Source organism: Streptomyces sp. NPDC043685 (assembly GCF_056436585.1).
The window spans coordinates 229,391-252,060 of sequence record NZ_JBWKCH010000003.1 but is presented as its reverse complement, the minus strand read 5'-3'; the positions used below and the strand labels follow the sequence as shown (position 1 = coordinate 252,060).

Below are 22,670 nucleotides of genomic sequence, written 5' to 3'. Positions count from 1 at the left end.
AGAGCCGCCCCATGCCTGCTGACTCCCCGTCATCCCGCCTGCCCGGGCCCGGCCGCCGGGCCGTGCTCGGTGCCGCCGCAACCGCCGCCGCCACGGCCTCCGCGCTCGCGGCGCTGCCCGGCACGGCCTCGGCCGCCCCCAACCCGGCCACCACGCCCGGCGGCACGCGGCCCGTGCGCAAGAGGCCCCGCGCCCTGCCCGGCGGTGGCGACCTCGGCCCGAACGTGGTGGTCTTCGACCCGTCCACGCCCAACATCCAGGGCAGACTCGACGAGATCTTCCGGCAGCAGGAATCGGCCCAGTTCGGCACCGGCCGCTACCAACTGCTGTTCAAGCCCGGCACCTACCACGGTCTCAACGCGCAGATCGGCTTCTACACCTCGATCTCCGGCCTCGGCCTCTCCCCCGACGACACCACCATCAACGGCGACATCACCGTTGACGCGGGCTGGTTCGGCGGCAACGCCACGCAGAACTTCTGGCGTTCGGCGGAGAACCTCGCGGTCGTCCCCGTCAACGGCACCAACCGCTGGGCGGTCTCACAGGCGGCCCCGTTCCGCCGGATGCACGTCCGCGGCAACCTGAACCTCGCCCCGAGCGGTTACGGCTGGTCCAGCGGAGGTTACATCGCCGACAGCCGGATCGACGGCCAGGTGCAGCCCTACTCGCAGCAGCAGTGGTACACCCGGGACAGCGCGATCGGCGGCTGGCTCAACGGCGTGTGGAACATGGTGTTCTCCGGCGTCGAGGGCGCCCCCGCGCAGGGCTTCCCGAACCCGCCGTACACCACGCTGGCCACGACTCCGGTCTCCCGTGAGAAGCCCTTCCTCCACCTCAGCGGCGGGGAGTACCGCGTCTTCTTGCCCGAGAAGCGGACCGACGCCCGGGGCGTCACCTGGAGCAACGGCACCCCGCGGGGCACGTCGCTGCCGCTGTCGCGCTTCTACGTCGCCAAGCCGGGGGTCTCCGCGGCCACGCTCAACCAGGCCCTGGCCCAGGGGCTCCACCTGCTGCTCACCCCCGGCATCTACCACCTCGACCAACCGGTGCGGGTCGACCGCGCCGGCACCGTCGTGCTCGGCCTCGGCTACGCCACCCTCATTCCCGACAACGGCGTCACCGCGCTGAAGGTCGCCGACGTCGACGGCGTCCGTCTGGCCGGGTTCCTCGTCGACGCCGGGCCGGCCAACTCCGCCACCCTGCTGGAGATCGGCCCGCGCGGCGCCTCCCGGGACCACTCCGCCAACCCCACCACCGTCCAGGACGTGTTCGTCCGCATCGGCGGCGCGGGCCCCGGCAAGGCCACCACCAGCATGGTCGTCAACAGCCGTCACACCATCGTCGACCACACCTGGGTCTGGCGCGCCGACCACGGCGACGGCGTCGGCTGGGAGACCAACCGCGCGGACTACGGCGTGGTCGTCAACGGCCACGACGTGCTGGCGACCGGGCTGTTCGTGGAGCACTTCAACAAGTACGACGTGCAGTGGTTCGGCGAGCGCGGCCGCACGATCTTCTACCAGAACGAGAAGGCGTACGACGCCCCGAACCAGGCCGCGATCCAGAACGGTTCGGTCAAGGGGTACGCGGCCTACCGGGTCGGGGACGGCGTCACGGCCCACGAGGGCTGGGGCCTGGGCAGCTACTGCTACTACAACGTCGACCCGACCATCGTGCAGCACCACGGCTTCTCGGCGCCCGACCGGCCGGGGGTGCGCTTCCACGACCTGCTCGTGGTCTCACTCGGCGGCAACGGGCAGTACGAGCGGGTCATCAACGACACGGGGGCGCCGACGTCGGGGACGTCCACGGTGCCGTCGACGGTGGTGTCGTACCCGTAGCGGCGCGGGCACGGAGCCGGTGGCCGGGGCCGTGAGGGCGTCCCCTCCCCGGCGACGGGCCCGGTCCCTCGTGACGGTCGGGCCAGGCAGGGGCTGATGCCCCTCCCGTCGGGCGGGGACGAGCCGATGCCGTGCACCGGCAGACCGGCGTCACCCCCACCCCAGGCGCGGAGTTGGGGGCAGCCATGACCGGGCCATGGATGCCGCTCCGGCCACCGGAACCGGCGGCCGGAGCGGCGGCAGTGACCGGCCCGGTCCCTCCCCTCGGGCATAGCGGGGAGGGACCGGTGCCGGCACTACCGCGTCGGTGCCGCGACCGGCGCCGGTGCGTAACCGGTGGGACGGGCCGTGAAGGTGCCCCGGCCCTGGGTTCGGCTGCGCAACCGGGTCGCGTAGCCGAACAGTTCGGCCAGCGGGACCGTGGCGGTGACGACCGCCGCGCCCGCGCGGGTGACCGAGCCGGTCACCCGGCCGCGCCGGGCGGCGAGATCGCCCAGCACACCGCCGACCGCGTCCTCGGGCACGGTGACCGTGACCTCGACCACCGGCTCCAGCAGAACCATCGCGCAGGCGCGCAGGGCCTCGCGGAGACCGAGTCGGCCGGCCGTGCGGAACGCCGTGTCCGAGGAGTCCTTCACATGGGTCGCCCCGTCGGTCAGGGTGACCCGCAGCCCGGTCACCGGGTGCCCGCCGAGCGGCCCCTCGGTGAGGGCGTCCCGGCAACCCGACTCGACCGCCCGGACGTACTCCTGCGGCACGCGTCCGCCGACCACGACCGAGCGGAACTCGAAACCTCCCTCCTCGTACGGCTCCACGTCGAGGACGACATGGGCGAACTGCCCCGCCCCGCCGTCCTGCTTGACATGCCGGAACACCAGACCGGACACGCCCCGCCCGACGGTCTCGCGGTAACTGACGCGGGGGCGGCCGACGTTGACCTCCAGCCCCAGCTCGCGCCGGAGCTTCTCCACCGCCACCTCCAGATGCAGCTCCCCCATGCCGGACAGCACGGTCTGCCCGGTCTCCGGGTCGGTCCGCACGACCAGCGAGGGGTCCTCCTCGGTCAGCCGCGCCAGCCCCGACGCCAGCCGGTCGGTGTCAACGGCACGGCGGGACTCCACCGCGACCGACACCACCGGCTCGGGCACACCGGGCGGCTCCAGGGCGAGCGGCGCACCCGGTGCGCACAGGGTCGAACCGGCGCGGGCCGACTTCAGCCCGACGACGGCCACGATGTCCCCGGCGACGGCCCGGTCCAGCGGGGCGTGCCGGTCGGCCTGGACGCGCAGGATGCGCCCGACCCGTTCGGTGCGCCGCGCGCTCGCGTCCCACAGGGTGTCTCCCTTCTCGATGGTGCCCGAGTAGATCCGCAGGTAGGTCAGCCGTCCCGTGGAGGTGGCGTGCACCTTGAACGCGAGGGCGGATGCCGGTGCGTCCGGGTCGGCGGGCCGTTCCTGTTCCTCGCCCTGGTGCGTGCCGCGCACCGGCGGCACGTCCAGGGGCGACGGCAGGTAGGCCACGACCGCGTCGAGCAGTGGCTCGACACCGCGGTTGCGGTACGCCGAGCCGCACAGCACGACCACGCCGTCACCGTCCCGGGTCAGGTCGCGCAGCGCCGAGGAGAACGTCCCCTCGGACAGCGTGCCCGTGTCGCAGAACTCCTCCAGCGCGCCCGGGTGCAGCTCAGCCACAGCCTCCTCCAGCGCCCGGCGGCGCGCGACGGCCTCGTCCCGCAGCCCGTCCGGTACGGCCGTGTCCTCCAGGTCGCCACCGTCCGCCCACCGCAGTGCGCGCATGCGCACCAGGTCGACGACGCCGGTGAAGGTGTCCTCCGTACCGATCGGCATCTGCACGACCAGCGGCGCCGGGTGCAGTCGATGCCGGATCGACGCCACGGCCGCGTCGAGGTCGGCACCGGCGCGGTCCATCTTGTTGACGAACGCGATCCTCGGCACGCCGTGCCGGTCGGCCTGCCGCCACACCGACTCGCTCTGCGGCTCCACCCCGGCCACCGCGTCGAACACGGCCACGGCACCGTCGAGCACGCGCAGGGCCCGCTCCACCTCGTCGGCGAAGTCGACGTGCCCGGGGGTGTCGATGAGGTTGATCCGGTGCCCGTCCCAGGCGCAGCTGACCGCCGCGGCGAAGATGGTGATGCCGCGGTCGCGCTCCTGCGGGTCGAAGTCGGTGACGGTCGTGCCGTCGTGGACCTCGCCGCGCTTGTGGGTGGTTCCGGTGGCGAACAGGATCCGTTCGGTGACGGTGGTCTTGCCGGCGTCGACGTGGGCGAGGATGCCGAGGTTGCGGACGACGGCGAGCGGATTGACATGGGTGCGCACGGCCCAGGGCCTTTCGGTGCGATCAGGAAGGGGCAGCGCGATGCGTGGGACGAGACGTGCGGACAGCCTTCGGCCCTGACGTCACGTCAGGGCCGTGGATGAATCAGGCGTCCGTCCCGGACAGCCGGTACCGCCGCGCAGCGGGCACCGGGGCGACGAGAGACACGAGGATCACCTCGTAGCGCGGCAGGGAGACGACGACAGCGGTGTGGTCACGCATGACGGTCTCCCTTCGTTCGTCCCCTCGGTGCACCGCCCTGATCGTGGGCGGCGCGGGTATGGGCGTGAGTGTAGGGAGAGCGGAGGGGCGGGGGCCACGGATTTATCGAGCGTGTCGCCGCGGGGGCGGGGCGTCGGTGGCCCGGTCGCGTCACGCCGGTACCGCGGCGGTCCGCCGCTCCACCGCCCGTGTCGGCCGGCCGGGACACGGCGTACGGCGTGTGCCCGCCGGACAGATCTCAGCGATGCCGGATCGAGCACCGGCTGACGTGCCCGAAGCAGCCGCTGCCGGGCCTGTGGCCTTGGCTCACGGCCCTGTGGGAGGGGAACGCGTGACCTGGGCCTTTCCGCAAGGCCCAGGCCGGGGGACTACTCCGGCGGGGTCGGCGTGTCGTGGGTGCGGTACATCGCCTGGACGTCGAGTTCCAGTTGGACCGTCGGGCCCACCACCGCGATGCCCCGGGCCAGCATCGAGCGCCAGTTCAGCGTGTAGTCCTCCCGGTGGAGTTCCGCCGTCGCCAGGGCCGCGCAGCGCAGTTCCTGTCCGTAGCCGCCGTTCACCGTGCCCAGGTACGTCGTGTCCAGGGCCACCGAGCGGCTGACGCCGTGCATCGTGAGGGAGCCCTGCAGGGTCCACTTGCTTCCGCCCCGGTAGGCGAAGCGTGAGCTCGTGAAGTCGATGTGCGGGAAGCGCTCGACGTCGAGGAAGTCGGCGGACCGCAGATGGTTGTCGCGCGTGGTGTTGCCGGTGGTGATGCTGGAGGCGTCGATGCGGACGTGCACGCGGGAGTCGGTCATGTCCGGGGCGATCCGGATGCCGCCCTCGAAACGTTCGAAGCGGCCGTGCACATGGGCCATGCCGACGTGCTTGGCGATGAACCGGATCGCGGTGTGCGGCGGGTCGAAGAGCCAGGTCCCGGCCGTCGGCAGCTGGAGCGCCTCGGCGGGCTGGAGCCAGACGCGTTCGGTGGCCGCCGGGGCGCCCGGGCCCGTCTCGATGGTCTCGCGGTGCGGCCGCAGGCCCTCCGCCGAGATGAGCAGGCTGTACCGGCCGGGCGGCAGCGCCGCGAGGAAGTAGCCGTAGGGGTCGGTCGTGCCGCGGGCGGCGACGCGGTGCGTGTCCAGGGCGGTGACGGTGACGTCCGCGGCCGCCAGGGGTGAGCCCATCGGGTCGACGACCTCGCGGGCGACGGCGCCCGCGCCGGAGGGGAGGGGGAGGGCTAGGCCCGCCGCCGCGGCGGGGGTGTTCTTGAGCCACCGGCGCCGGAGCAGTGCGAGGGCCATGGTGGTCACCTTTCTTCGGGTGTGCGGCCGCGCGGGCAGCGAACTCAGCGCATGCCGACGGCCGCACCTTGCTGCGGTCACACCCCCTTGTCGATCTTGACGGACCGGTGGCCGGTCCGGGTGTCTCAATACGAGACAGTCAGGACTTCCCGGTGAAGGCGTCCACGTGTTCGGCCGCCCACTGGGCGAACGTGCGCGCCGGGCGTCCGGTGGCCTTCTCGACGGTGCCGGAGACCGTCCGGCCCACCTCGGGGGTGTCCCCGTACGCCATGAGCAGGAAGCCGATGACGTCCTCCGGGAGGCCCGCCGCCCGCCACCGCTCGACGGCCTGCTCCTCGGTCAGTTCCACCAGTGCGATCTCGCGGCCGGCGGCGGTGGCGACGGTCTTCACCTTGTCGGCGACGGTGAGCACCTCGGGGCCCGTGATGACGTACTCCCGGCCGCCGTGCCCCTCCTGCGTGAGGGCGACGGCCGCGACGGCGCCGATGTCCGCCTCGTGGACCATGGCACTCAGCCGGTCCACGAACGGCTCCCGCACCTCCCCGGAGGTCACGATGCCGTCCGCCCACTCCAGCGCGTTGGCCATGAACTCGACCGGCATGAGCACGGTCCAGTCCACACCGTCGTCGGCGCGCACCGCGTCCTCCAGCGGGGTGGGGCCGCCGCCGTGCAGCACGGTGACCCGGCGGACCCCGGCCTCACGGGCGAGTTCCAGGATCCGGGGGCCGGTCTCCAGCGGGCTGAAGGCGGCGCCGCCGAAGGTGATCAGGTGGAGGCCGGTGACGCCCTCCAGGGCCGGGGCCAGGCCGTCCGGCTCGGTCAGGTCGCCCTCGACGACCTCGACCCCGGCCGGGAAGACGGCCTTGGCGGCGTCGCGTGTCAGGGCACGCACCTGGTGCCCCCGGGTGAGCAGTTCGGCGACGACCTGACGGCCGACGGTTCCGGTGGCTCCGGTGACGAGGATTCTCCGGGTCTGAGTCATGTCACGACCCTAGGAAGGCTTGCGGTCACCTTCTGTCCGCGGAAACCGGGCGGGCCGGATCCACGCTTGGGGTCGTCGTCTGGAAGGTCAGCGTCGCGGCGGGCGCAGCGCCGTCAGGTCGCCCGGAAGCAGCTCGGGGTGGTACGCCGCCAGAGCCGCGCCGCCCAGCCACCAGCCGCGGTGGACCAGGGCCCGGCAGAGGCCGGGGTCGAGGCGGTCGAACACGGTCGGGACGAGGGCGAGATGGCGGCCGTCGAAGGCCGGATTCTCGGGGAAGGCGGCGCGCCAGCGGCGCAGGGCGTCCGGGCCGTTCGCCGGGAAGTCGGTGGAGAGCTGGACGAGGATGCCGCGTCGGGCACCGCGCGGAAGTGCGCCGTCCGGGCCCGAGGCCCTCGCCTGCTCGAAGCGTTCGACGACGGCACGGGTCCGCAGCGTGGTGCTCTGCCGGTACAGCAGCGAGTTCGCCCGGGCCAGGTCCCGGACCACCGGCACGCGCCCGTACACGCCGGGGCGCAGCAGCCCTCCGGCGTTGAGTACGCACAGGAAGGTGTGCCGGTAGCGGTCCGAGTCGATGGCCTCCAGGCCGGTGTTGTCGTACGTACCGCCGTCGAGCAGGGCGGGTGGCTGGGCGGCGCACGGGAAGGGGGCCCGGTCGAGAACGACGGGCGGGAACGCGCCGGGGACCGCGGCGGAGGCCGACACGGCCCGGCTCAGCCGCAGCCGCGTGCCGGCTGTGGGGGCCAGGCCGATGGTGTAGTCGCCGTACACGTCGCGCTCGAAGGTGAAGCGGGCACCGGTGGTGAGGTTGGCGGCGTTGACGATCCAGCGCACCTCCGGGTCCAGGCGCTCCAGTTCGGTCCCCCGCAGGAACCACTCGTCCAGACGCCCGGCCAGGAGGTCCGTCCGCGTCGAGGGGCCGAGGGTTCGCCACAGGCCGCGGACGAGGGCGCGCTTGAGGGAGCGGGAGGAGACGCGGTCGACGACCGGCGCGATGACCAGCTCGTCGACGGCGCCGGTGGTGAAGTCCTCCCGCCGCAGCGCGGGCCAGGCGGTGGCCAGGCAGCCGTTGGCGATCGAACCGCCGGACACGGACGAGGAGTACCGCAGCCGGGAGAGCAGCCCGGTGTCGGCCAGCAGCCGCACGAAGCCCAGGGCGGCGAGGGTGGCGCGGAACCCGCCGCCGGACAGGGCGAGCGCGACCGGGTGCGCGGTGGCCGGTGGTTCGGCCGGGCGGAGGGCGTCACCGCAGGGACGCGCCGTGAGGCCGGTGCCGGTGGCAGGCGAGTCCACGGCCCACTGCGGCCCGGCGTCCGGTGCGGCGCCGGCCGGGGGCGCGGGAGCGGCGGGGGCCTGCCGGGAGGTGGTCATGGCCGGTCTCCGATCGTGATGAGGAGCGCTTGGTCGGCGGGCGCCCGGACGTCGACGCCGAAGGCGCGGCCCTCGCCCAGTCGCGTCAGTTCCTCCTCGGCGAACGGGATGTGGTTGGTCAGGTGGACGACGTACTCGTCGTCCGGTGCCCGGGACTCGACGAGCCAGCGCAGGGTGGCCTCGCCGGGGTGGTGGTGGCGGACGCCATCGGCGGATATCACGTAGTGGTCGGCCCGCACCTGCTCGAAGAAGTCCGCCTCCACGTTGCGGTCGCTGCCGTGGTGCGGCAGTTTGAGCAGGTCGACGTGGAGGGGTTCCGAGTCGTCGAGCAGGCCCAGTTCGCGCAGCCCGCTCAGGACGCGGTCGCCACGGGCGTCACCGGTGAGCAGGGCGGTGCGGCCCTCGTGGCGCAGCAGCAGGACGATGCTGGAGAGGTTCGGCACCGACCCGTCGGTGTAGCCCGCGGTGATGACGTCGGGGTCGCCGCGCTGTTTCGCCGTGCGCCACCGCTCCTCCAGCTCCGCCAACGCCTCCTGGTCCGGTGCGACGACCGTGACGTCCAGGTCGTCCAGGACGGCCTCGGCGCCTTCGGTGAGCGGTCCGCCGAACGGGGCGTTGCCGTCCAGGCTCAGCGCGGTCGCCGCGTTGCGGATGTCGCGGCCCTGGTTGTAGCTCGCCCCGACCGCCGCGTCGTCGGCGGCGCGTTCGAGGAGCGGCCGGACGGAGGCGCTCAGCCCGGGGGCGCGCCGGTCGACGAGTTCCTCCACGGAGTTGAACCACAGGGCGTCCACCGCGTACGGCAGGGCATCCCCGTCCTGCTGGGCCTGCCTCATGTCGCGGAAGAGCCGGACGAGCCCGCCGGCGTGGTCGTCGTCGACGTGGGACAGGCACACGACGTCGAGGTGCGGACGGTCACCGCCGTCCGGTCCGCCGAGCTCCCGCAGCCGGCCGCGGAGTGTGGCCCGGTAGACGTCGCCGGGTCCGCCGTCGACGAGCATGACCCGCTCATGGGGTGTGCCCCAGTGGACGAGGAAGCAGTCGCCGTGGCGCGCGTCGAGGAAATCGAAGGTGAGCATGTCGGCTCCTGGCTGGTGGACCGTTCCGTCAGACGGACTGGATGGCACGCAGCACGTCGACGAGGCCGTGGCCCTGGAAGTGGCGTTCACGAGCCAGGTCCGTCGCCGTGGCGCACAGGATCTCCTTCACCCGTTCCGGGCGGCCGAGCAACTCGCGGTTGCGGGCCAGCAGCATGGCCGCGGCCCCGCTGACATGGGCCGCCGCCTGGCTGGTGCCGTGCATGGCGGCGATTCCCTCGCCGGGGATGGGGCCGTCGATGTCCTCCCCCGGTGCCACCAGGTCGGGCTTGGGCCGCCCGTCGCCGGTGGGCCCCCGGCCGGAGAAGTAGCTGACGCCGTGGCGGTGCGGGTTGCTGCGGTGGGTGGAGCCGACGGTGATGACGGACTCCGCGTTCCCGGGGTCGGAGATGCTGATGGCCCGGTAGTCGGCGCCCACGGTCCGCGCGGTGCCGGTGAACCCCGCGTTGCCCGCAGCGGTGACGACGACGACGCCCGACCGTGTCAGGCGGTCGCACTCGACGCACACGGGTGTCCACCCGGTGGCGTGACTGGCGACGTCGTGCGGGACCGACAGGCTGATGTTGACCCCGGCGACGATGAACCGCCCCGCCTGCTCGTTGATGTGACGGATCGCCTGCAGTGCGGTGACGATGGAGAACTCGTCGCCCCCTCCCTCGTCGTCGAGGACTCGGAAGTCGTAGAGCCGGATGCGCGGGCAGATGCCGCGGAAGTCCAGCTCCGGCCACCAGCCGCCGATGATGCCGGCGATGTGGGTGCCGTGCTGGTCGCCGGGCGGCGGCCGTGCGGGCTGCTCCCGGGACGGGGTGGTCTCGACGGTCGGCAGGGCGGCCGCCCAGTTGACGAGGCCGCCCACGAGCACGTCGGCGGAGAGTTTCTCCCGTACGCCGGTGAAGTCGAAGGAACGGGCGATACGCGTCTCCAGTCGCTGCGGCGCCGGGCCGGTGGTGTCCCAGTCGTGGAAGGCCGGGTGCCGTGGATCGATGCCGCTGTCGACGACGGCCCAGCCGATGGAGGCGGTGTCGACCGAGAAGACCTGCTCCGCCGCGTCGGCCTTGATGGTCCGGCGGGACCGTACGACCGCTCCGGTCGCGGGCCTGTTCGTCGTCACGGAGACCACCGGATACTTCTGTCTGCGGTCGGCCACCCGCCCTGCGGGCGCGTGCGGCCGGCGTGCGGGGCCGGTGTCCACGAGGACGGCGTCCAGCATCTCGACGAGCACCGCGGTCACCGCCTGTTCCCGCGTTTCACCCCCGCCCAGGTCGGGCCTCGCGTGCCGCACGATGCGGTGCAGGAGCCTCAACAGCCAGGTGACGTGGCGGCCGCGCTCCTGCCGACGCTCCATGCTGTCGTGGATCTCGCTGGTGGCCGGGGTCCTGACGTGTCCGGCGAGAGCTGCTTCGACGCCTTCGGCCCCGCCGAACCGAGCGAGTTCGTGGGCGACACGCACCGCACCGGCCAGACTGGTCAGGGGCAGGACGTCGGCGACGAGCTCCTTCAGGGTCAGCTGGGCCGCCACGAAGCTGCCGGCGGCGATCGGACGGCACTTCTCCATCAGCCCGCGGTTCTGGAAACGCTCCAGCACCTGCTCGACGCCGTACTCCTCGCGGATCGCGAGAATCAGGTCCTGCCGGCCCCGCTCTGCCGTCCGGGCCACGGCTCCGGAACCGTGGGCCTCCCCCCGCGGGGCCGGCGGCTGGGCGAACGCCAGCCACACGTCGAAGTGCACGGGGCAGTGGGTGGCCCACAGCACGGGGACCGGGCCGTCCCCGTAGAACACCGATGAGAGGTCGGCTCGGTCCATGGGGACTCCCGGTGCGCGTGGGTTCGGCCCTGCGCGAGGCGGTGGGAGGCGCTGACAGCGGCCGGAGGGCCTGCCTTCATCCTCCGCCCCGGTCAGGGGCGCTGCAACCGCACGCCCGCCCGTGCCGACGCCTCCGGCCGGACCACGTCCAGGAGGCCCGTGGATCCCTGGCCTTCTCGCGTTGCGGGATCCACGGGCGCGGGGCTCCGGCGGCACGCTGACGTCGCATCAGGCACGGGCCGTGAGGACGCGGTCACGGAAGGTGCGGGCGGGTCGGCTGAAGGCGGCGCCTATGCCGTCGAGGGCGGCCCTCCCCCGTACGCCGCGAGCAGCACGCCCCGCACCCCCTCCGCCGTCACCTCGCGCGGGTTGGCGTACGGCTCGCCCGCGGCCCGGGCCGCAGCCGGTGTCACGTCGGCCTGTGCCAGGCCGAGTTCGGCGAGGGAACGCGGTGCGCCCAGGCGTCCGGCCAGGTCCCACAGGGCGCGGGGCACGTCGTCGCCGCCGAGGACGCGGCGCAGAACCGTCAACGCCTGCGGTGCGGCGGGGGCGTTGTACGCCAGGGCGTGGGGCAGGACCACGGTGTGGGTCTCGGCGTGCGGCAGGCCGTAGGTGCCGCCCAGGACGTGGCACAGCTTGTGGTGCAGCCCCATCGTGGTCGCGCCGAGGCACGCCCCGCACAGCCACGCCCCGTACAGGGCCCGGCTGCGCGCGTCGAGGTCGCCCGGGTCGTCGGCCAGCCGTGGCAGCGCCTCGGTCATCGCCCGGACCCCCTCCTCGGCCATGACCGTCACCAGCGGGGAGACGTCCGGGGCGTACAGCGCCTCGACGGCGTGCGCGAGCGCGTTGATCCCGCTGGTCACGGTGAGCGGCACGGGCAGGGAGAGGGTGAGCAGGGGGTCGTAGACGACGCTGCGGGGCTGGACGGCAGGGTCGCGGCCGGTGCGTTTGGCGCCGTGCTCGGTCAGGCCCCAGACCGGGGTCATCTCGGAGCCCGAGTACGTCGACGGCACGGCGATCAGGGGCAGTCCGGTGCGCAGGGCGATCGCCTTGCCGAGCCCGATCGCGGAACCGCCGCCGACGGCGACGCAGCCGTCCGCCCCGGCCGCCCGTACCACCGCGACGGCCCGGTCGGCGTCCTCGACGGGCACGTGCATCCGGGCCTCGGGGTGCAGCCCCGCGCACCTGTCGCCGAGGGCGTCCGCGACGGTGCGGGCCACGTCCGCGCCCCGGCCGCCGCACACCACGAGCAGCCGTCGCAGGCCCAGGCGCGCCGCCTCGCCCGGGGTCGCGGTGACGGCCGCGCCGGGCCGGAAGACGACCCGCACGGGCCGCGTCTCGTAGGTGAACTCCTCCTGGAACGTCATGCGGTGCGTTCCAGCACGAGGTCGAAGCGGGCGTGCCGGAAGGGATTGGCCACGCCGAACTCCCGGGCCAGCGAGGGGTCGTCGGTCTGCGCGAAGTCCTGGATGAGGCTCGGCTTCACCGCGAACACCGCGTCGGAGTCGAGGTGGTCGCCGCCGGCCACGAAGATGTGCGTGGTGACGGGCGCGTGGCCCTCGGCCGAGGCGATGAAGTGGATGTGCGCGGGGCGGTAGGGATGCCGCCCGGTGGCCCGCAGCAGCCCACCGACGGGGCCGTCGGTGGGGATGGGATACGCGGCCGGGACGCAGGTGCGGAACCAGAAGCGCCCCTCGGTGTCGGCGGTGAACAGTCCGCGTCCGTTGCCGGCGGGCTGGACGCCGGGCTGCTGGACGTCGTAGTAGCCCTTGTCGTCGGCCTGCCAGACGTCGACGACGGCGCCGGGCAGCGGGGTGCCGTCGGCGGACCGCACCCGGCCGCTGACCACGCACTTCTCGCCGCCGCCCACCAGGTCGATGTCGTCGCCGAGCGCCCGGACCGGTGACTCGGTCAGGTGGAAGGGGCCCAGCACGGTCGACTCGGTGGCCCCGGCCGTGTTATCGCCGTTCAGCGTCTCCACCAGCATGGACAGGCCCAGCACGTCCGACAGCAGGATGAACTCCTGCCGGGTCTCGGTGCAGGTCTGGCCGGTCGCGGTCAGGAAGGCGATCGCCCGCTCCCACTCCTGCCGGGTCGGACGGGTCTCGCGCGCGAAGTCGTGCAGGTGGCGGACGAGGCCGGTGAGCAGTTCACGCAGCCGCGGGTCGGCTGTCCCGCGCAGGCTGGCCAGAGCCTGCGCGGTGACGTCGGGCCCGGTCGCATCGGTGGTCATCCCGGCTCCTCGTTCTGGACGTCCGCTTCTTCCGTCTGTCGCCTCGCTTCCATGATGGCGCGCTCAGGCATGTCCGAGGATCCGCCGCAGCGCGTCCGCGAGCAGTTCTCCGGCGTCCGGGCCTGCGAAGGCGTGCCGGAAGGCGACGAAACCGTCCGGTCGTACCAGGAGGGCGCCCGCGTCCGGGATCTCGCGCAGCCGCGCCCAGTCGCCGTAGGGATCCTCGTACTCCTGCCCGGGTCCGATCACGACGGTGGCGATCTCCGCCTTCTGCGCCTCGGCCGCCCGCACCCAGGCCTCTCCCCCGATGCCGGTCAGCAGGGTGAAGCGGCCCCGCCCCACCGTGTCGAGGGTGGAGAGCGTGCGGGTGCCCGAGGTGATCCACGCGTGCGGGATCCTGGCGCCGGGCCGGGAGGACGGCTGGTGGTACAGCTCCGGGTCGCGGGGGAAGCCGGGGTCGGGTGTGCCGTCCGGGACGATCGCCGCGGAAGTCCCGTCGCCGTAGCGCTGGTTGAGGTCGACGCCGTGGGCGTTGAACTCGTAGGTCTTGAAGGCGATGGCCTCGCGCAGCCTCGCCCGCTGTTTCTCGGCGGCCTCGGTGGCCTCCTTGCGGGCGGCGATGTTGGCCCACAGCTGCTCGGGGGTCTGCGGGGAGAGCCCGTCGAGGGCTTCGAAGACCGGAGCCGTCTCCCGGATGGACCGGTTGGCGCGGGTGACGATCTGCCGGCCGACCGGGGCGCGTTCGGCGGTGTAGCTGTCGAGCAGCCGGGGGTGGGCGGTGCCGTCGAGGACGAGCTTGAGCTTCCAGGCGAGGTTGTAGGCGTCCTGGATGGAGGTGTTGGAGCCGAGGCCGTTGGACGGCGGATGACGGTGCACGGCGTCACCGGCGCAGAAGACCCGGCCGTTGGCGTAGGACCGCGCGTACATCTCGTTGACGGTCCAGGCGGAGGACGACGTGACGGTCACCGGGATGTCGTCGTCACCGATGAGCTTGCGGACGATCGACTCGGCGTACGCGGTGCTCAGATCGGGCGCGCCGGCGTTCACGTCGTAGCCCCAGACGATCAGCCACTCGTTCCAGGGGCGTACGCAGCGCACCAGGCCCGCGCCGATGCCCCCGACCGTCGCGCCCGGGGCGAGGACCCAGTAGAGGGTGGACGGGCGGTGGGCGGTGTACTTGGCCAGGTCCGCCTCGAAGACGATGTTGATGCTGCCGGCGACGCCCATCCGGCCGCCCATCGGCAGCCCGGCGTCCGCGGCGACCTTCGACCGGCCGCCGTCGGCTCCGATGAGGTACGCGGCGCGGATCTCGTAGGTGTCCCCGCGCAGCCGGTCGCGGACGGTGGCGGTGACGCCGTCGGCGTCCTGGGTGTGGGAGAGGTACTCGTTCTGGAAGCGGAGCCGGGTGCCGCGGGCGACGGCCGCGTCGACGAGGACCGGTTCCATGAGGTGCTGCGGCATGTCGCACATGCGCGTGGGGCTGGCGAGCTCGTGCTCGGCCTGCACGAGCGGGTCGTTGCCCCAGGAGCGCACCCGGCCCAGCTCCTCGCCCGCCAGGCTGGTGCAGAAGGTCGTGTTGCCCATCAGGTGCTGCGGGGTGGCCCGCGCGACGACGTCCCGCTCGACGCCGAGGTCGCGCAGCACCTCCATGGTGCGCTGGTTGGTGATGTGCGCGCGCGGGGTGTCGGCGAGGCTCGCGTGGCGGGTCACGACGATGTTGGGCACGCCGTAGGTGCTCAGGGCGAGCGCGGCCGTGGCACCGGCCGGGCCGCTGCCGACGATCAGGACGTCGGTCTCGACGACGGTGGACACGGGCGCTCCTGCGGAAGGGGGTTGGGGCGGGGGGGGTGGGGCGGCGGGGGTTGGGGCGGCCGGACGCGGGACGGCCCGGGCACGCGGCGGCCCGGTGGCCGCGGCCCCCCGCAGCCGGGGCGGCCCTACGGCCGGACGTGCCTGATCATGCGGGTGCACGGCCGGGTACGGGTGTCTCATTACGAGACACCGGAGAGCCGGGCGAAGGACGGCGCGGCCACCCGCAGTTGTTTCCCGTTCAACCGAACCCGTTACGGTGGACGGTGCCGTGACCACCACAGACCCCTCCCCCGCAGCCACCGCCCGGCCCTCGCTCCGTGTCGCCCGCGAGCGGTTCCTTTCGGGGCGCCCGCTGCCCGCGGGCGTTCCGGAGGACGTCGTCGCGGCGTGGCGGCGAGCCCGGTTCTTCGGCGTGCCGCACGACTTGGAGGTATCGCCGTCCCGTCCGTCCCGCCCCGGCGCGTCGGAACTGCTCACCGCCGCCCGGCCGGTGCTCGACCGGATCGTCCCGGCCCTGGGGCCGGGCGGGTCGCTGCTCGTCCTGACCGACGAGCGGCTGCGCGTGCTGTGGACGGCGGGAAACGCGCCCGGCTTCGAGGTGTGCACCGTCCTGTCGGAGCAGGAGGTCGGTCACAACAGCGCGGCCCTCGCCCTGCGCAGCCGGAGCCGGGCCGAGGTGCACGGCCCCGAGCACTTCCTCGACCGGTGGCAGGAGGTGTCCGCGGTCAGCGTCCCGGTCCTCGGTCCGGAGAGCGGGCAGGTGCTGGGCACCCTGACGGTCGCGTCCCGGCTGTGTGCCGCGGGCCCGCCGCACCCCCAGGCGGCGTTCGCCGAGGCGACGGTCACGGCGGTCGAGACGCAGCTGCGGGCGCGGGCCGGCCGGGCCGAGCGGGTGCTGCTGGACGCCTATGTGAGGGCGGCGCGCGGGCGGGACCGGGCGGTCGCGGCCCTCGACGGCCGCAACCGGCTGGTCAGCGACGCGGCACAACGATTGCTGACGCCCGAGGTGCTCGCCGCGCTGGAGCGCACGGCGGCCGCCCCGCGGGAGAGGGACGGCACGGGCCGCGCGGAGCTGCCGGAGGGGGCCGGGTGCACCGCGAGCGTTACTCCGGTGTGTCTGGACGGCACGGCCATCGGGATCGTGGCCGTCCTGGAACCGCTCGACGACCCTGCGCCCCCGGCGGTGTCACCGCCTTGCCCGCCGGCCGCCCTGACCGGCTCCTCGGTGCCCTGGCGGCACGCCGTCGGGCGTGCCGTGGAGCTGGCCCGCTCCCGGGAGCCGCTGCTGCTGAACGGCGAGCGCGGCACGGGCAAGTCCGCGCTGGCGCGGGAGCTGCTCGGCGCGGACACCGCTCAGGTGGCCGACGCGGCGCAGGACGCCGGACTCGACCGGACCCTGCCCGCGTGGCGGCCCGGCCACCCCCTCCTGCTCCGCCACGCCGAACGCCTCACCCAGCCCGGCGTGGCCGCGCTCAACTCCCTGCTGGACCAGCACCCGGACGCCCGGCTGCTGATCACCTACACGCCCGGCACGCCCGTCGGCCCCTGCCTCCAGCGCCTGCTGGACAAGCTGTCCGCCCGCTCGGTGACCCTTCCGCCCCTACGGGAACGGACCGAGGACATACGGGACCTGCTGCCGGCCCTCACCCCCCGCCCGGCGTCCGGGCAGCCGCCCCTGACCTGGACTCTGGACGCCCTGCGGGCGCTGGAGCGGTACCCCTGGCCGGGCAACGTCACCGAGCTGGCCCATGTCGTCCGGGCTCTGGCCGAGCACCGGCGGGTGACGGGTCCGGTGCGCCGGGCCGAGCTGCCGGACGCCGTCCGGGAGGGGCCGGCCGCGCGCCCGCTCAGCCCGATGGAGCACGCCGAGCGCGCCGCGATCCTGGAGGCGCTGCGCCGCCACGGCGGCAACAAGGCCCGCACGGCCAGCGCGCTGGGGATCGGCCGGGCGACGCTGTACCGCAAGCTGCGGGAGTACCGGCACTGAGGCACCGGGAAGCACAACAGCTCGGGCGGGCCGAGAAAGATCTCGACCCGCTCGAGCTGATCTGTGTCCGAGGGGGGACTTGAACCCCCACGCCCGATAAAGGGCACTAGCACCTCAAGCTAGCGCGTCTGCCATTCCGCCACCCGGACCAGGTGTCCGCCGCCTTGCCAGGGGTGTTCCCCGCGGCGACATGGACAACAATACCAAGCTTTCGGAGTGCCTTTCACCTGCGTTTCCGTCCGCCTGGCGGGGGTCCGGGACCTCGCGCCCCGATGCCTCTAGGGTCACACCATGAGTGACTGGATGGTTACGCGGAGCGCTTCGGCGGGACGCCGCCCGCGGGCCCTGTCGCCGCTCAGGGAGCATCTGCGCGACACGTTCTGGTTCGCCCCCACCGCGGCGATGGCGGGCGTCTTCGTGGTCTGGGTGGGGGCGAACCTGCTCGACACGGCCGTCGTCGACGCCCTCCGGGAGGACCGGGACTTCGAGACGCTCGAGGAGCTGCTGCGGTTCGCGGACGACGCGAAGGCCGTGGTGAGCGCGGTCGGCTCGGCGATGATGACCTTCATCGGGGTGGTCTTCAGCATCTCGCTGGTCGCCGTGCAGATGGCGAGCGGGCAGTTCACCCCGCGCGTGGTGCGGCTCTTCGTGCGCAGCCGGATCACCAAGGCGACCTTCGCGGTCTTCCTGGCGACGTTCGTGCTGACCCTGCTGGTCCTGACGAGCTTCGACACGGTCGACGACCCCCGTGCCGTCACGTCGGTGCCGCTGGTGCAGTCGGTCCTCACCCTGTGCATGGTCGGGCTGAGCCTGCTGCTCTTCGTGCTGTACGTGAACGCCACCCTGCGGCTGATGCGGATCAGCCATGTGATCGCGCGGATCGCCTCGGAGTCGTTCCGCGTGGCCGCCTCGATGCCCGTGCCGGTGAGCGGGCCGGACGCCGCCGGTCTCGGTCCCGAGACCGCGTGGGTGCCGCACGAGGGCCCGGCGGGGGTGCTGCGCGACGTGCACATCGCCCGGCTGGTGCGGGTGGCGCGCAAACACGGGGTGGTGTTGCGGCTGATCCCGCGGATCGGGGACTTCGTGGTGCCCGGGATGCCCGTACTGGCGGTGCACGGCGGGCCGGTCCCGCCCCGCAGGAGGCTGCGCCACGCGATCTCGGTGGGCGTGGAGCGGACCTACCACCAGGATCTCGGTTTCGGGCTGCGGCAGTTGTCCGACATCGCGTTGCGCGCCCTGTCGTCCGCGATCAACGATCCGACGACCGCGGTGCAGGCGCTGGACCGGATCGTCCAGTTTCTGGCCGCGCTGAGCCGGCGGCCGCTGGACGCCGCCCTGCACCGGGACCGGGCCGGTGCGGTACGGCTGGTGCAGCCCGTGCCGGGGTGGACCGACCTGGTGGATCTCGGGTGCACCGAGGTGCGGCTGTGCGCCGCCGAGAGCCCGCAGGTCTCCCGGCGGATGCTGGCCGGTCTGGACGATCTGCTCCTGCTCGCGCCCCCGGACCGCCGCGAGCCGCTGCTGCGCCATCGCGAACTGCTCCGCCAAGCCGTCGACCTGGCCGCGCCGACCCCGTCGGACCGGGAGTTCGCCCTGCGCCCGGACCGGCAGGGCATCGGCTGAGCGGCGGGTCGGGGCAAAGGCCGCTGAGGGACCGCGCGGCGCGAGCCGTGGGGCGGGCGGACTCTTCACGAGGGCCGGTCAGACCGAGCCGGGCGGGGAAGATGCCTGGCCCTTGCCGCAAGCCGGGCAGCGGCGCAGGCCTGACAGCGGCGTAAGCCGGGTCGGCACGACGAGCACGGCCCGGCGCCGGCCGCGCCCGCCTTCTCTCAAGGCAGCAACTGGTACTCCGGGAAGTTCCCCGGCAGCCGCTCCCCCTCAGGGCCCCGTGTCACCGCGCGCACCAGCAGGTCACCGCCGACGAACGCACCGCGCCAGGACGCGCCGAGCCCGCCGAACAGCTCGTCGCGGTCTCCCCGGGAACGGGGCGTGCCGTGACCGACCTTGAAGGCGCGGATCTGCGGGGCGAGACGGTCGTAGGTCGCCCGGTCGTCCGTGGACAGCGTGGCGACCAGCGCGCCGTTGGAGGCGTTCATCGCGGCCAGCAGCTCCGCCTCCGTGTCGACCAGGACGATCGTGTCGACCGGGCCGAACGGCTCCGCGTGGTGCAGCGGAGAGGACGGGGGCGGATCGAGGAGCGTGACCGGCTGGACGTAGGCGGAGGTGTCCTGGCCGTGCAGGAACCGGGCCTCGTCGGGCCTGGCACGGTGCAGCGGCACGGCGCCGCGTTCGATCGCCTCGGCGACCTGGTCGTGCAGCTCCTTCGCCTTGGCCGCGTTGATCACCGGCCCGAAGTCCAGTTGCGGAAACGGGTCGTCCGGCTGCTCCACGGCGAGCGGATGCCCGACCTGAAGCGTGCGCACCGCCGGGAGGTACGCCGCGAGGAACGAGTCGAACAGTTTCCGCTGGACGACGAAGCGCGGGTACGCCGTACAACGCTGCTTGCCGTAGTCGAAGAGCTTGGGGATCACCGCGGTCAGGGTGTCCCAGTCCGAGTAGTTCCAGATGCCCCAGGTGTTGAGCCCCTCCTGTTCGAGGACGTGTCGTTTGCCGAGGTCGGCGACGGCCGTGGCGACGGCGGCACCGGTGTCACGGCCGCCGACGAAGGAGACGCAGCCGATCTCGGGCGCCCGCACCAGCGCCTGGGACAGCTCGCCTCCGCTGCCGCTGACGAGGGTGACGGGAATTCCCTCGCGGGCGGCGAGGGCGCAGGCCAGGGTCAGGCAGGCGACACCGCCGTCGGTCGGGGTCTTGGCGATGACCGCGTTGCCTGCCAGTGCCTGGACCAGCACTGCGTGAACGAGCACGCTCATCGGGTAGTTCCAGCTGGCGATGTTGGAGACGGGCCCGTCCAGCGGGGAGCGGCCGGCGAGCATGGGTTCGATGCCGTCGACGTACCAGCGGACCCCGTCGATGGCGCGGTCGACGTCCGCCTGGGCGAGCCGCCAGGGCTTGCCGATCTCCCAGACGAGCAGCAGCGCGAGCAGGCCGCGGTGTTCGGCGAGGGCGTCGAGGGTGGCGGCGACCCGGCCCCGGCGCTCCTCCAGGGGGAGGTGCCGCCAGGCGCGGTGCTGGTCGAGTGCCGCGCGGACGGCCCGGTGGGCGGTAGTTCCGTCCAGGCGGGGCGGGCCGGCGATCGGGCTGCCGTCGACGGGGCTGACGGCGGGCAGGACCCGGCCGTCCTCCTGCCAGGCGCCGCTCCAGAGGTTGAGGACCCTGTCGTCACGGAAGGCCTCGGGCGCGACGGCGATACACCGCCGCCACGCGTCGGGCCAGGACGTGCCGGTCTTGAGGGTGAGGGTGGGTGCCATGGGATTGCTCCGCTCTCGGTGCACGGTCGGGGGCGGGGAATGCGGGGTGGGTGGCCCGGCGATCGGCCGGGGAACACCGGTGCGGGTGGGCCGTGATCGGCCGGGAAACCGGCGCGGTGGCCCGGCGATCGGCCGCCGGGAACCGGCGCGGCCAGCCCGGCGACCGGCAGGAAACTGGGGCGGCCGGCCCGGCTATCGTCCGTCGAGTCGCGCGAGCACCAGCTTCGCCGTCTCCGTAGGCGTGCTGCCCACACTCACCCCGACCGCCTCCAGCGCCTCCTTCTTCGCGGCGGCCGTACCGGACGAGCCGGACACGATCGCGCCCGCGTGTCCCATGGTCTTGCCCTCGGGTGCGGTGAACCCGGCGATGTAGCCGACGACCGGCTTGGTGACGTGCTCGCGGATGTACGCCGCCGCGCGTTCCTCCGCGTCGCCGCCGATCTCCCCGATGAGGACGATCAGTTCGGTGTCGGGGTCGTCCTGGAAGGCGGCGAGGCAGTCGATGTGCGTGGTGCCGACAACGGGGTCGCCGCCGATGCCTACGCAGGTGGAGAAGCCGATGTCGCGCAGCTCGTACATGAGCTGGTACGTCAGCGTGCCCGACTTGGAGACCAGCCCGATACGGCCGGGTTTGGTGATGTCGGCCGGGATGATGCCGGCGTTGGACTGGCCGGGGGTGATGAGGCCCGGGCAGTTGGGGCCGACGATGCGGGTGCCCTTGCCCTGGGTGTAGGCGGTGAAAGCCACGGAGTCGTGGACGGGGATGCCCTCGGTGATGACGACCGCGAGGCCGATGCCGGCGTCGGCGGCTTCGACGACGGCCGCCTTGGCGAAGGCGGGCGGCACGAAGACCACGGTGACGTCCGCCCCGGTGGCGCGCATCCCGTCGGCGACCGAGCCGAATACGGGCACGGCCCGCTCGTCGAAGTCGACCGTGCGGCCGGCCTTGCGCGGGTTGACGCCGCCGACGACATTCGTGCCGGCCGCGAGCATCCGCCGGGTGTGCTTCATGCCTTCGCCGCCGGTCATGCCCTGGACGAGGACCTTGCTCTCCTTGTTGAGGTAGATGGCCATGGCGTTCCTCTCCTCAGGCCGTGGCGGCGAGTTCGGCGGCACGGGCGGCGGCGCCGTCCATGGTGGTGACCTGCTGGACCAGCGGATGCGCGTGCTCGTCGAGGATGGCCCGGCCCCGGGCCGCGTTGTTGCCGTCGAGGCGCACGACGAGCGGCTTGGTCAACCGGACGGCTTCCAGGGCCCGCACGATGCCGTCGGCGACGGCGTCGCAGGCGGTGATCCCGCCGAAGACGTTGACGAAGACGGACTTCACGGCCGGGTCGGAGAGGATGACCGACAGTCCGTCCGCCATCACCTCGGCACTGGCACCGCCGCCGATGTCGAGGAAGTCGGCCGGTCGCGCGCCGCACCCCGCGACCACGTCGAGGGTCGACATGACGAGGCCGGCGCCGTTGCCGATGATGCCGACCTCGCCGTCGAGCTTGACGTAGTTGAGGCCCTTCGCCGCGGCGGCCGCCTCCAGCGGGTCGTCGTGCCCGGTGTCGTCCGCGCCCCAGCGTGCCTGCCGGAAACGGGCGTTGTCGTCAAGAGTGACCTTGCCGTCGAGGGCCAGGATCCGGCCCTCCTTGGTGCGGACGAGCGGGTTCACCTCGACGAGCAGGGCGTCCTCGCGGACCAGGACGTCCCAGAGGCGTACGAGGACCTCGACGGCCTGCGGCGGCAGTCCGGCCGCGTTGGCGATCTCGGTGGCCTTGGCCGAGGTCACGCCCTCGGCCGGGTCGACGGGGATACGGGCGACCGCCTCCGGCCGCGTGGCGGCGACCTCCTCGATGTCCATGCCGCCCTCGGCCGAGGCGATCGCGAGGAAGCGGCCCGCCGCGCGGTCGAGTACGTAGGACACGTAGAACTCGCTCTCGATGTCCACGGGCTGGGCCAGCATGACCTTTCCGACGGTGTGGCCCTTGATGTCCATGCCGAGGATCTGGCGCGCGGTCAGCTCGGCGGCGGACGGATCGGCGGCGAGCCTCACCCCACCCGCCTTGCCGCGCCCACCGGTCTTCACCTGGGCTTTCACCACGACTCGGCCGTCGAGCCGGCGGGCGATCTCGCGCGCTTCCTTGGGCGAGTCGGTCACCTCGGCCCGCGGGACCGGGATGCCGTGTTCTTCGAAGAGTTCCCTTGCCTGGTGTTCGTACAGGTCCATTTCGGCTCCTGACTGAAAGTGCCGCACGCCCCCTGGACACCACCCACCGGATGCGGGATAACAAGCTTCATACAGTATTCGTCGACTGTATGCAATGTACTGCGAGCCGCTCCAACCC

The 22,670-nt window shown here is 73.2% G+C and carries 16 protein-coding genes and 1 tRNA gene; 4 read left to right on the top strand and 13 right to left on the bottom strand.

Annotation, left to right across the window (positions count from 1 at the left end; all coding sequences use genetic code 11):
• Nucleotides 1-11: 11 nt before the first annotated feature.
• The gene (locus AC0665_RS10330) at nucleotides 12-1,841 is read left to right on the top strand and encodes a coagulation factor 5/8 type domain-containing protein (RefSeq protein ID WP_478609262.1); all 1,830 of its coding nucleotides are present in this window, start codon (nucleotides 12-14) and stop codon (nucleotides 1,839-1,841) included.
• A 296-nt stretch (nucleotides 1,842-2,137) separates the two neighbouring features.
• Here AC0665_RS10330 and fusA read toward each other — a convergent pair whose 3' ends face one another.
• Nucleotides 2,138-4,180 (bottom strand): elongation factor G, encoded by a 2,043-nt coding sequence (fusA, locus tag AC0665_RS10325; RefSeq protein WP_478704799.1) that lies wholly within the window; start codon nucleotides 4,178-4,180, stop codon nucleotides 2,138-2,140.
• A gap of 408 nt (nucleotides 4,181-4,588) precedes the next feature.
• Between fusA and AC0665_RS10320 the strand changes: the two genes are divergently transcribed.
• Nucleotides 4,589-4,735: a DUF6083 domain-containing protein gene (locus AC0665_RS10320; RefSeq protein WP_478609266.1), complete on the top strand. Its 147-nt coding sequence runs from the start codon at nucleotides 4,589-4,591 to the stop codon at nucleotides 4,733-4,735.
• 33 nt (nucleotides 4,736-4,768) lie between these two features.
• Here the strand turns inward: AC0665_RS10320 and AC0665_RS10315 are convergent, their stop codons facing one another.
• From AC0665_RS10315 to AC0665_RS10280, 8 genes are all read right to left on the bottom strand, one after another.
• Nucleotides 4,769-5,683 carry a YceI family protein gene (locus AC0665_RS10315; protein WP_478609268.1) on the bottom strand — a complete coding sequence of 305 codons (915 nt, stop codon included), beginning with the start codon at nucleotides 5,681-5,683 and terminating at the stop codon, nucleotides 4,769-4,771.
• Nucleotides 5,684-5,822: 139 nt separating this feature from the next.
• Nucleotides 5,823-6,665 carry an NmrA family NAD(P)-binding protein gene (locus tag AC0665_RS10310; RefSeq protein ID WP_478609270.1) on the bottom strand — a complete coding sequence of 281 codons (843 nt, stop codon included), beginning with the start codon at nucleotides 6,663-6,665 and terminating at the stop codon, nucleotides 5,823-5,825.
• Between the two features lie 87 nt (nucleotides 6,666-6,752).
• Complete coding sequence (locus AC0665_RS10305; RefSeq protein ID WP_478609272.1) at nucleotides 6,753-8,033, bottom strand: patatin-like phospholipase family protein; 1,281 nt, start codon at nucleotides 8,031-8,033, stop codon at nucleotides 6,753-6,755.
• Entirely contained in the window at nucleotides 8,030-9,109 is a 1,080-nt protein-coding gene (locus AC0665_RS10300) for a ComEC/Rec2 family competence protein (RefSeq protein ID WP_478609274.1), read from the bottom strand. Before AC0665_RS10300 ends, AC0665_RS10305 begins: the two co-directional genes overlap by 4 nt.
• A gap of 28 nt (nucleotides 9,110-9,137) precedes the next feature.
• A complete protein-coding gene (locus AC0665_RS10295) occupies nucleotides 9,138-10,931 on the bottom strand; it encodes a S8 family serine peptidase (RefSeq protein ID WP_468403752.1) in 1,794 nt (597 codons plus the stop codon).
• A 290-nt stretch (nucleotides 10,932-11,221) separates the two neighbouring features.
• Nucleotides 11,222-12,298: a maleylacetate reductase gene (locus tag AC0665_RS10290; protein WP_478609278.1), complete on the bottom strand. Its 1,077-nt coding sequence runs from the start codon at nucleotides 12,296-12,298 to the stop codon at nucleotides 11,222-11,224.
• Nucleotides 12,295-13,164 (bottom strand): dioxygenase family protein, encoded by an 870-nt coding sequence (locus tag AC0665_RS10285; protein ID WP_478609280.1) that lies wholly within the window; start codon nucleotides 13,162-13,164, stop codon nucleotides 12,295-12,297. The genes AC0665_RS10290 and AC0665_RS10285 overlap by 4 nt, the downstream gene beginning before the upstream one ends.
• A 63-nt stretch (nucleotides 13,165-13,227) precedes the next feature.
• Nucleotides 13,228-14,976: an FAD-dependent oxidoreductase gene (locus AC0665_RS10280; RefSeq protein WP_478609283.1), complete on the bottom strand. Its 1,749-nt coding sequence runs from the start codon at nucleotides 14,974-14,976 to the stop codon at nucleotides 13,228-13,230.
• 268 nt (nucleotides 14,977-15,244) lie between these two features.
• Here AC0665_RS10280 and AC0665_RS10275 point away from each other — a divergent pair, with 268 nt between their 5' ends.
• The gene (locus tag AC0665_RS10275; protein WP_478609285.1) at nucleotides 15,245-16,963 is read left to right on the top strand and encodes a sigma-54-dependent Fis family transcriptional regulator; all 1,719 of its coding nucleotides are present in this window, start codon (nucleotides 15,245-15,247) and stop codon (nucleotides 16,961-16,963) included.
• A 64-nt stretch (nucleotides 16,964-17,027) separates the two neighbouring features.
• Here the strand turns inward: AC0665_RS10275 and AC0665_RS10270 are convergent.
• Nucleotides 17,028-17,112: transfer RNA gene (locus tag AC0665_RS10270), tRNA-Leu, on the bottom strand.
• 142 nt (nucleotides 17,113-17,254) lie between these two features.
• Between AC0665_RS10270 and AC0665_RS10265 the strand changes: the two genes are divergently transcribed.
• Complete coding sequence (locus tag AC0665_RS10265; protein WP_478609287.1) at nucleotides 17,255-18,586, top strand: DUF2254 domain-containing protein; 1,332 nt, start codon at nucleotides 17,255-17,257, stop codon at nucleotides 18,584-18,586.
• Between the two features lie 206 nt (nucleotides 18,587-18,792).
• On the opposite strand, the gene AC0665_RS10260 is transcribed toward AC0665_RS10265, so the two are convergent.
• The 3 genes from AC0665_RS10260 to sucC all read right to left on the bottom strand — a co-directional run bounded on the left by AC0665_RS10260 (nucleotide 18,793) and on the right by sucC (nucleotide 22,552).
• Nucleotides 18,793-20,334 (bottom strand): aldehyde dehydrogenase family protein, encoded by a 1,542-nt coding sequence (locus AC0665_RS10260; RefSeq protein WP_478704798.1) that lies wholly within the window; start codon nucleotides 20,332-20,334, stop codon nucleotides 18,793-18,795.
• 192 nt (nucleotides 20,335-20,526) lie between these two features.
• Nucleotides 20,527-21,408 (bottom strand): succinate--CoA ligase subunit alpha, encoded by an 882-nt coding sequence (gene sucD, locus AC0665_RS10255; protein WP_478704797.1) that lies wholly within the window; start codon nucleotides 21,406-21,408, stop codon nucleotides 20,527-20,529.
• 13 nt (nucleotides 21,409-21,421) lie between these two features.
• Nucleotides 21,422-22,552 (bottom strand): ADP-forming succinate--CoA ligase subunit beta, encoded by a 1,131-nt coding sequence (gene sucC / locus AC0665_RS10250; protein WP_478704796.1) that lies wholly within the window; start codon nucleotides 22,550-22,552, stop codon nucleotides 21,422-21,424.
• Between the last annotated feature and the right edge of the window lie 118 nt (nucleotides 22,553-22,670).

Coding starts and splice junctions, on each gene's coding strand:
- AC0665_RS10330 (WP_478609262.1), top strand. CDS start 12: ATGCCTGCTGACTCCCCGTCATCCCGCCTGCCCGGGCCCGGCCGCCGG.
- AC0665_RS10315 (WP_478609268.1), bottom strand. CDS start 5,683: ATGGCCCTCGCACTGCTCCGGCGCCGGTGGCTCAAGAACACCCCCGCC.
- AC0665_RS10310 (WP_478609270.1), bottom strand. CDS start 6,665: ATGACTCAGACCCGGAGAATCCTCGTCACCGGAGCCACCGGAACCGTC.
- AC0665_RS10305 (WP_478609272.1), bottom strand. CDS start 8,033: ATGACCACCTCCCGGCAGGCCCCCGCCGCTCCCGCGCCCCCGGCCGGC.
- AC0665_RS10300 (WP_478609274.1), bottom strand. CDS start 9,109: ATGCTCACCTTCGATTTCCTCGACGCGCGCCACGGCGACTGCTTCCTC.
- AC0665_RS10295 (WP_468403752.1), bottom strand. CDS start 10,931: ATGGACCGAGCCGACCTCTCATCGGTGTTCTACGGGGACGGCCCGGTC.
- AC0665_RS10290 (WP_478609278.1), bottom strand. CDS start 12,298: ATGACGTTCCAGGAGGAGTTCACCTACGAGACGCGGCCCGTGCGGGTC.
- AC0665_RS10285 (WP_478609280.1), bottom strand. CDS start 13,164: ATGACCACCGATGCGACCGGGCCCGACGTCACCGCGCAGGCTCTGGCC.
- AC0665_RS10265 (WP_478609287.1), top strand. CDS start 17,255: ATGAGTGACTGGATGGTTACGCGGAGCGCTTCGGCGGGACGCCGCCCG.
- AC0665_RS10260 (WP_478704798.1), bottom strand. CDS start 20,334: ATGGCACCCACCCTCACCCTCAAGACCGGCACGTCCTGGCCCGACGCG.
- sucD (WP_478704797.1), bottom strand. CDS start 21,408: ATGGCCATCTACCTCAACAAGGAGAGCAAGGTCCTCGTCCAGGGCATG.
- sucC (WP_478704796.1), bottom strand. CDS start 22,552: ATGGACCTGTACGAACACCAGGCAAGGGAACTCTTCGAAGAACACGGC.